Raw genomic sequence first — 7,479 nt, 5'->3', positions numbered from 1 at the left:
TCGGGATCGAGCGGCGGGTGGGGCCGTGGATCGGCCGGCGCCTGCTGACCTATCGTCCGGGCGACGGCGATCGACCCGCGATCGATCACGTTCCCGGCGGCGGCCCGCTCCCCGCCCCGCAGGGCCGGATCGGCTTCCACGACGACGATCCGCAGCCGGCGGAGTGAGGCGAGCGGGCCCGTCACCCCGGCCTTGTGCCGGGGGCCACCGGGCAGCAAGAGCCTCGTGCGTTTGATCGGGATCCAGATCGAGCCGCCCCTTGTGTTCCTGCCAAGGCGGGAGCCCAGACTAGGTCCCCGTCTTCGCGGGGACACAAGAAGGGGACCCCGAGGGCCGGGGTGGATCGGAATTCGCGCACGATGCTCTAGGCCCGCGGTGCCGCGGCGCCGGAAGGCCGGGTTGACGGCCGGGATGCTCGCCTCTCTCTATCGCCCGCGAACGAACGGCTTGAACAAAGCCACGACTTGGGGATTGTTTCGGGTATGATCCCGATCGTCCGCCGGCGGCCGCCTCACGAACGCATTCCCGCCGGACTGGTGCGGATGCGGGTGGTCGCGACGGCGATGCTGGTGGTGATGGCGGCGACCTTCCTCGTCGCCCGCGCCGTCGAGCCGCTCCATCCCGGCTGGGGCTTCGTCCGTGCCTTTGCCGAAGCGGCGATGGTCGGCGGGCTGGCCGACTGGTTCGCGGTGACCGCCCTGTTCCGCCACCCGCTCGGGCTGCCGATCCCGCATACCGCGATCATCCCGCGCAACAAGGATCGCATCGGCGACCAGCTCGCGCTGTTCCTGCGCGACAATTTCCTGATCCCGCACGTCGTCGCGCGGCGGATGCGGCGGATCGATCTCGCCAGCGCCGCGGGGCGCTGGCTGAGCAACCCGACCGCGGGCGGCTCACGCCTGTCGCGCGGCCTGTCGCGGCTCGCGGTGGAGGTGCTCCAGGCGCTCGATCAGGAACGGCTCGGCGGGATGGTGCGCGGCGCGATGGTCCGGCAGGTGCGCGTGCTCGATCTGTCGCCGGTCCTCGGCCGTGCGCTCGCCGCGGCGATCAGCAAGGATCGCCATTTGCCGGTGCTCGACGGGATCGTCCGCTGGGCCGGGCGCGTCCTTCAGGCGAACGAGCCGATCGTCCGCGCGATGGTCCATGACCGCGCGGGGTCGATCCTGCGCTGGACCGGGCTCGACGAGACGCTCGCCAACAAGATCATCGACGGGCTCGACAAGATGCTCGCCGACATGGCCGAGGATCGCAACCACCCGTTGCGCGGCAAGGCCGAGGAGGGGCTGATCAAGCTCGCCGACGACCTCCAGCACGACGCGGCGATGATCGCGCGCGTCGAGCAGCTCAAGCTCGAACTGCTCGAAAATCCCGCGATGCAGGATTGGATCAACGGATTGTGGGAGCAGGCGCGCGCCGCGATGCTGCGCGCCGCGCGCGATCCGGAGGCGCTCGTCGCGGGCAAGCTGCGCGAGGCGCTCGACCAGCTCGGGCAGACGCTGCAAAGCGATGTCCGCCTGCAGCGCACGCTCAACCGCTATGTGCGCCGCGCGGCGGTGGGGACCGCGGCGGATTACGGCGATTCGATCGTCCGGCTGGTATCCGAAACGGTGCGCGGGTGGGACGCACAGACGATCACCCGCCGGCTGGAGAATGCGGTGGGCAAGGATCTGCAATTCATCCGGATCAACGGCACGCTGGTCGGCGGGCTGGTCGGGCTGGCGATTCATGCGGTGGATGTCGCGCTATGAGTAAATTCCCGCGCCGCGCCGCCCACCCGGCCCTCCAAACGCTTGCCGTTGTCGGCACTTTCCCGCAAGAAAGCCGGTGATGGGCGCAGCGGCGGATTTCAGCGAGGACGGTGACACCCTGCGCTTCACCGGCGATCTTTCGCTGGCGACGATCGGCGATCTGCCGCAGCGGCTGCGCGCGCGCGGCGACGGCGAGGGGGTGCGGCATCTCGATCTGTCGGCGATCGACCGGATCGATACCGTCGGCGCCTGGGTGGTCCACCGCTTCGCGCACGAGCATAATGCGACGATCGAGGGGCTCGATCCCGAGCATGTCCGGTTGCTCGAACATGTCGAGCGGTCCGATCAGCTCGTCGCGATGCGGCCGCGCCATGTCAGCCCGTTCACCCGCGTGCTCGGCGAGATCGGCACCGCGACGATCACCGCCGGCACCACCTTGCTCGGGCTGCTCGGTTTCCTCGGCGCGATCGTCATCGCGCTCGGCAACGTCATCCGCCACCCGCGGCGCTTCCGCTTCAACGCCACGGTGCAGCGGTTCGAGGTGGTCGGGGTCACCGCGCTCGGCATCATCGGGCTGATGAGTTTCCTGATCGGGATCGTGATCGCGCAGCAGGGCGCGGTGCAGCTCCGCCAGTTCGGCGCCGAAGTCTATACGATCAACCTGATCGGGCGGATCACCCTGCGCGAGCTGGGCGTGCTGATGACCGCGATCATGGTCGCCGGCCGCTCTGGCTCGGCTTTCGCCGCGCAGCTCGGCACGATGAAGCTGACCGAGGAAATCGACGCGATGCGCACGATCGGCGTCTCGCCGATGGAGGCGCTGGTGCTGCCGCGCACGATCGCCGCGATCGTGCTGATGCCGCTGCTCGGCTTCTATTCCTCGATCGTGGCGATGATCGGCGGCGGGCTGTTGTGCTGGATCAACCTCGGCATCCCGCCGGTCACCTATATCGCGCGGCTGCGCGAAGTGGTGCCGATCACCGATCTTTACGTCGGGCTGGTCAAGGCGCCGGTGTTCGGCGCGATCATCGCGCTCGCCGGCTGTTTCCAGGGGATGCAGGTCGAGGGCGATGCCGAGCAGGTCGGCAACCGCACCACCGCCGCGGTGGTGCAGGCGATCTTCCTGGTGATCGTGCTCGACGCCTTTTTCGCGGTATTCTTCACCTCGATGGGGTGGAACTGATGCCCTCGGCGGACGACGATATCATCATCCGCGTGCGCGGGCTGCGCACCAGCTTCGGCGATCAGGTGATCCACGACGGGCTCGATCTCGACGTGCGGCGCGGTGAGATCCTCGGCGTGGTCGGCGGATCGGGCACCGGCAAATCGGTGCTGATGCGCGCGATCATCGGCCTCCAGCCCCCCGACGAGGGCGAGATCACCGTCTTCGGCGAATCCACCATCGGCCGCGAGGAGACCGAGGCGGTCGAGATCCGCAAGCGCTGGGGGGTGCTGTTCCAGGGCGGCGCCTTGTTCTCCACGCTGACGGTCGCCGAGAACGTCCAGGTCCCGATCCGCGAATTCTATCCGGAACTCGATCTGGCGCTGCTCGACGAAATCGCCTCCTACAAGGTGGTGATGACCGGGCTGCCCGCGGAGGCGGGGCCGAAATATCCCGCCGAGCTTTCGGGGGGGATGAAGAAGCGCGCCGGGCTGGCGCGCGCGCTGGCGCTCGATCCAGAGCTGCTGTTCCTCGACGAGCCGACCGCGGGGCTCGATCCGATCGGCGCCGCCGGGTTCGACGAACTGACCCATTCGCTGCAGCAGACGATGGGGCTCACGGTGTTTCTGATCACCCACGATCTCGATACGCTCTATGCGATCTGTGATCGGGTGGCGGTGCTGGCGGACAAAAAGGTGATCGCAGTCGGCACGATCGACGAGCTCCTGGCGTTGGACCATCCGTGGATCCAGGAATATTTCAATGGCCCGCGCGGCCGCGCGGCGGTCGCGACCCAGGAAGCCAATGGGGCGCGGAAAAAGCCAGGGACGGGAACTGACTGATGGAAACTCGCTCCAACCACGTCCTCGTGGGATCGGTCGTGCTGATCCTGCTCGCGGTGCTCGCGCTGTTCACGGTGTGGATCGCGCGGCTCGGCGGCGCGAGCGAGAAGGAATATGACATCTTCTTCAAGCAATCGGTCGACGGGCTCGCCAAGGGATCGTCGGTCACCTTCTCGGGCGTCCCCTCGGGCCAGGTGAAGCTGATCCAATTGTGGAAGAACGATCCGCAATTCGTCCGCGTGCGGATCACTGTCAACGAGGATACCCCGGTGCTCCAGGGCACCACCGCGACGATCCAGGGCAGCTTCACCGGCACCAGCACGGTGAGCCTCGACGGCGCGGTGAAGGGCGCCCCGCCGATCACCTGCCCGGCGAACGATGCCGCCAACCAATGCCCCTATGGCGTGCCGGTGATCCCGACGCGGACCGGCGGGCTCGGCGCGCTGCTCAATTCCGCGCCGCAATTGCTCGAGCGGCTCTCGACGCTGACCGAGCGGCTGACCGGGCTGGTCACCGACAAGAATCAGGCGTCGATCGCGGGCATCCTCGACAATACCAACCGGCTGAGCCGCGCGCTCGCCGATCGCGGGCCGGAAATCGCCGCGACGCTGGCGCAGACCCGCATCGCCGTCCAGCAGGCGGGCGACGCGGCGGCGAAGATCGGCGATCTCGCCGCGACCACCAACGGGCTGCTCGCCGAGGACGTCAAACCGGCGATGGCCAATCTCAACCAGGCGATCAGCGCCGCCAAGCAAAGCGCCGATACGCTCAACGCGACGATCGGCGATGCGCGCCCCGGCTTGCAGAGCCTGTCCAAACAGACCGCGCCCGAGCTGGCGCGGCTGATCCACGATCTGCGCCAGATGACCGATGCCTTGACCTCGGTGGCGGAGCGGGTCGATCGCAACGGCGCCGGATCGGTGATCGGCCAGCAGCGGCTCCCTGACTACAAGCCCGGCAAATGAGGCGGACAATGATGCGACCGAAGCATTTTCAGCAAAAGTGGATGCCGGGTCTCCGCAGGAAGATGCGCCAGCCGGCGATGATTTTCCTCGCGGCGCTGCCGCTGGCGGGCTGCATCAGCTTCGGCGCGAAGCCGCCGCCCTCGCTGCTCGACCTGACCTCGACCGAACAGGCCGCGCCGGGGCAGACGCAGGATGCCGCGACCGCCAAGACGATCTTCATCCAGACGCCGTCGGTGCCGCAGGCGCTCTCCACCGCGCGGGTGCCGGTGCAGGCGACGCCGACCTCGATCGCCTATATCAAGGATGCGCAATGGGTGGAGCCGCCGCAGCGGCTGTTCGCCCGGCTGCTCGCCGATACGATGACCGCGCGGAGCGGGCGTGTCGTGCTCGATGCGGGGCAGGCGTTCGGCGACAATGGCGCGCGGCTGAGCGGCGAATTGCGCAATTTCGGTATCGACGCGGCCTCGTCGAGCGCGATCGTCACCTTCGATGCGGCGCTGGTCCGCGCCGAGGGCAGCAAGGTGGAAAAGCAGCGCTTCGAGGCGAAGGTGCCGGTCTCCCGGATCGATGCCGCCTCGGCCGGACGCGCGCTCAACCGCGGCGCCAATCAGGTCGCGGCGGCGGTGGCCGATTGGGTGGGGAAATAGGCGACGGTCTGGAGGTCGCCGCTGCGCCAGCGGTGCAAAATCCCAATCTACGTTCGCCCTTCGACAAGCTCAGCCCGAACGGGGAAGCTGATAACCTCGTAACTTACCGCGCAGCGATCCGCCGGATCGGTGTCGGCACATTGCAGATATCGGCGCCCCCCGCCGGGCGGACGAAGAAGCCGTCGCGGCGGTTGGCGCGGGCATCGGCGTAACGCGCGAAGCTCGTGCTTTCGGTGGCGAGATATTCGAAGCGCGGTCGCTCGGCGACGGGCAGGTCGCTCGCCAGCCGGACCGAGACGATCGGCACATGCTCGGCCGGCGTGGCATAGACCCCGAGCGCTTCGGTGCCGCGCGGCAGTGACGACAGCAGCTCGATCCCCTCGATCACCCGGCCGACCAGCGCGATATTGCGATCGAGGTGGCGCGGCGCATGGCCGATCACCGCATAGAGCTCGCTGCCGTCGCCCGCATCGGGCGGCATGTCGCGCCCGACCCCGACCATCCCGTAGCAATGCACCGGCCACGCGATCGTGCCCCCCGCGCCGCGCTCGGCCGCGATCGGCCAGCCGTGCCAGGTGAAGGTCTCGGGGGCGTAAGCGTCATGCCCCGGCGCCGCGACGATCGGGCCGAGATCGGCGGGGGTGAGGCGGGTGGTATAATCGGCCTGCTCGGTGGGGGTAAGGCTGGCGGGAAGCGGCCGCTTGGCGGTGCTGCCGCCCCATTGCGCGACATAATTGTCCTGCACGCGGTTGACGCCGGCGCCGTCCCACCAATGCTGGGTGGCGAGCATGCGGATGTTGCGCACCCAGCTTTGCGAGAAGGGCGCGGGGATCAACTGGATCACCACGCGGCGCGGCTTGCCGGTGGCGGTAGGGGCGAGGTCCATCACCAGCAGATCGCCCGCGGGAATCGCGCGCCAGTCGCCGGCAGGCGCGGCGGCGACGATTTCCGACGGCGCGCGCGCGGGGGACGCGGCGGCGTCGGCGGCGGTTGGTGCAGCGGCAGTGGCTGCGGATGCCGGGGCGGATGCGGCGAGAAGCGCGGCAAGGGCGGGTGCGATCATGCGCGCGATGCTGCCTTTAGCGGGCGCGCGATGCAATTCCCCGGCGCGAAAGCTTGCGTCGCGCGCCGCCCCGCTTTAGGGCGTCGCCTCCCAAGGCATGCGGAGCGGTGGCCGAGTGGTCGAAGGCGCTCGCCTGGAAAGTGAGTATACGGCAAAACCGTATCGAGGGTTCGAATCCCTCCCGCTCCGCCACTTATTTCGCAAAGGACTGGCGATCCGTCGTTAACGCGGCTTGCGCCGCGCGCTGGCCTTGAGGATATCCTCCATCTCGACGATGCAGTCGCGTCCCTTGAGGCTACCCTCGGTTTTATCCTCCGGGTCGGCCTCGAAATAGGCGCGCATCTTATCGGATAGTGCCACAAGTGCCTGATAATTTTCTTCGCCGACCTTCTGGCGGATTGTTTTCAATCCCTCGTTGAGCGCAAAAAATTCGGTGTCGATATTCTGCTCCGGGAAATAGCCCGTCCTGTCCTTGAAGGTCGGCGAGGAGAGCATCATCGAACCCAATTGGTCCATGATCTCCCCGATCCCCTTGGGAATATATGGCTTGTCGGAATGAAGGCTTGAGCGATACATACTATTCTCCTGGGCGTAAGATGGCATAGGTATGACCTTGTCCGAGCTGACTGGGTCTAACGATGATCACGATGGTCGGCTTGAAATCACTGTTGAAGAAGCCTCTAATTTGCGGAGTTGCTAAAGTTTTGCGCGTAAGGGAAACGTCGAAAGCGGCTCTGTCTACTCGCGCATCAGGAATTTTATATTTCGGATCTGGGAGTGATCTATCATATTCTCTGCCGATAATTCTTATTATCTGCCCTTTTGAATAATCTATTCCCCTAAGATCGAGATTTTTTCTCAGCTCATGTCGCACCGCTTGGTCAATATAATTGCCGATCGCCTCTTCGCGCGATAGGCGCGGCAGCAAGCGTCCGGCGTCGAATCGTGCTCGAGCTTCAACATAAGCGCTGTCGTAAGCGCCAAAACCTCCCCACATTCCGGAGCTGATCGGTATCGGCGATAACGCCCGCGCGGTTAGCGAGGGTAAGATA

At 66.7% G+C, this 7,479-nt stretch carries 7 protein-coding genes, 1 tRNA gene and 1 pseudogene; 6 read left to right on the top strand and 3 right to left on the bottom strand.

Annotated elements, in window-relative coordinates; genetic code table 11:
• Positions 1-482 precede the first annotated feature (482 nt).
• The 5 genes from BGN95_RS26915 (at position 483) to BGN95_RS26895 (ending at position 5,364) form a co-directional block, all read left to right on the top strand.
• On the top strand, positions 483-1,748 hold the full coding sequence (locus BGN95_RS26915) for a DUF445 domain-containing protein (RefSeq protein WP_286774614.1): 1,266 nt from the start codon (positions 483-485) through the stop codon (positions 1,746-1,748).
• A 79-nt stretch (positions 1,749-1,827) separates the two neighbouring features.
• A complete protein-coding gene (locus BGN95_RS26910; RefSeq protein ID WP_265314391.1) occupies positions 1,828-2,931 on the top strand; it encodes an ABC transporter permease in 1,104 nt (367 codons plus the stop codon).
• A complete protein-coding gene (locus BGN95_RS26905; RefSeq protein WP_265270087.1) occupies positions 2,931-3,752 on the top strand; it encodes an ABC transporter ATP-binding protein in 822 nt (273 codons plus the stop codon). Before BGN95_RS26910 ends, BGN95_RS26905 begins: the two co-directional genes overlap by 1 nt.
• On the top strand, positions 3,752-4,717 hold the full coding sequence (locus BGN95_RS26900; RefSeq protein ID WP_179513297.1) for an MlaD family protein: 966 nt from the start codon (positions 3,752-3,754) through the stop codon (positions 4,715-4,717). Before BGN95_RS26905 ends, BGN95_RS26900 begins: the two co-directional genes overlap by 1 nt.
• Positions 4,718-4,725: 8 nt before the next feature.
• Positions 4,726-5,364, top strand: coding sequence for an ABC-type transport auxiliary lipoprotein family protein (locus BGN95_RS26895; protein ID WP_432423355.1), 639 nt, complete (start codon positions 4,726-4,728; stop codon positions 5,362-5,364).
• Positions 5,365-5,467: 103 nt separating this feature from the next.
• Here BGN95_RS26895 and BGN95_RS26890 read toward each other — a convergent pair whose 3' ends face one another.
• Positions 5,468-6,427 carry a peptidylprolyl isomerase gene (locus BGN95_RS26890; protein ID WP_286774613.1) on the bottom strand — a complete coding sequence of 320 codons (960 nt, stop codon included), beginning with the start codon at positions 6,425-6,427 and terminating at the stop codon, positions 5,468-5,470.
• 101 nt (positions 6,428-6,528) lie between these two features.
• Here BGN95_RS26890 and BGN95_RS26885 point away from each other — a divergent pair.
• Positions 6,529-6,619: transfer RNA gene (locus BGN95_RS26885), tRNA-Ser, on the top strand.
• A gap of 30 nt (positions 6,620-6,649) precedes the next feature.
• Here the strand turns inward: BGN95_RS26885 and BGN95_RS26880 are convergent.
• Together BGN95_RS26880 and BGN95_RS26875 are read right to left on the bottom strand one after the other, a co-directional pair.
• Positions 6,650-7,003, bottom strand: a complete 354-nt coding sequence (locus BGN95_RS26880; protein WP_286774612.1) for a hypothetical protein — start codon at positions 7,001-7,003, stop codon at positions 6,650-6,652.
• Between the two features lies 1 nt (position 7,004).
• Positions 7,005-7,479: pseudogene (locus BGN95_RS26875) on the bottom strand (hypothetical protein); the annotation flags it as partial.

It is taken from the genome of Sphingomonas sp. 66-10 (assembly GCF_001897045.1).
Lineage (GTDB): Bacteria > Pseudomonadota > Alphaproteobacteria > Sphingomonadales > Sphingomonadaceae > Sphingomonas > Sphingomonas lycopersici.
Note: the sequence above shows the minus strand (reverse complement) of the source record. Positions and strands in the feature narration are given on the sequence as shown.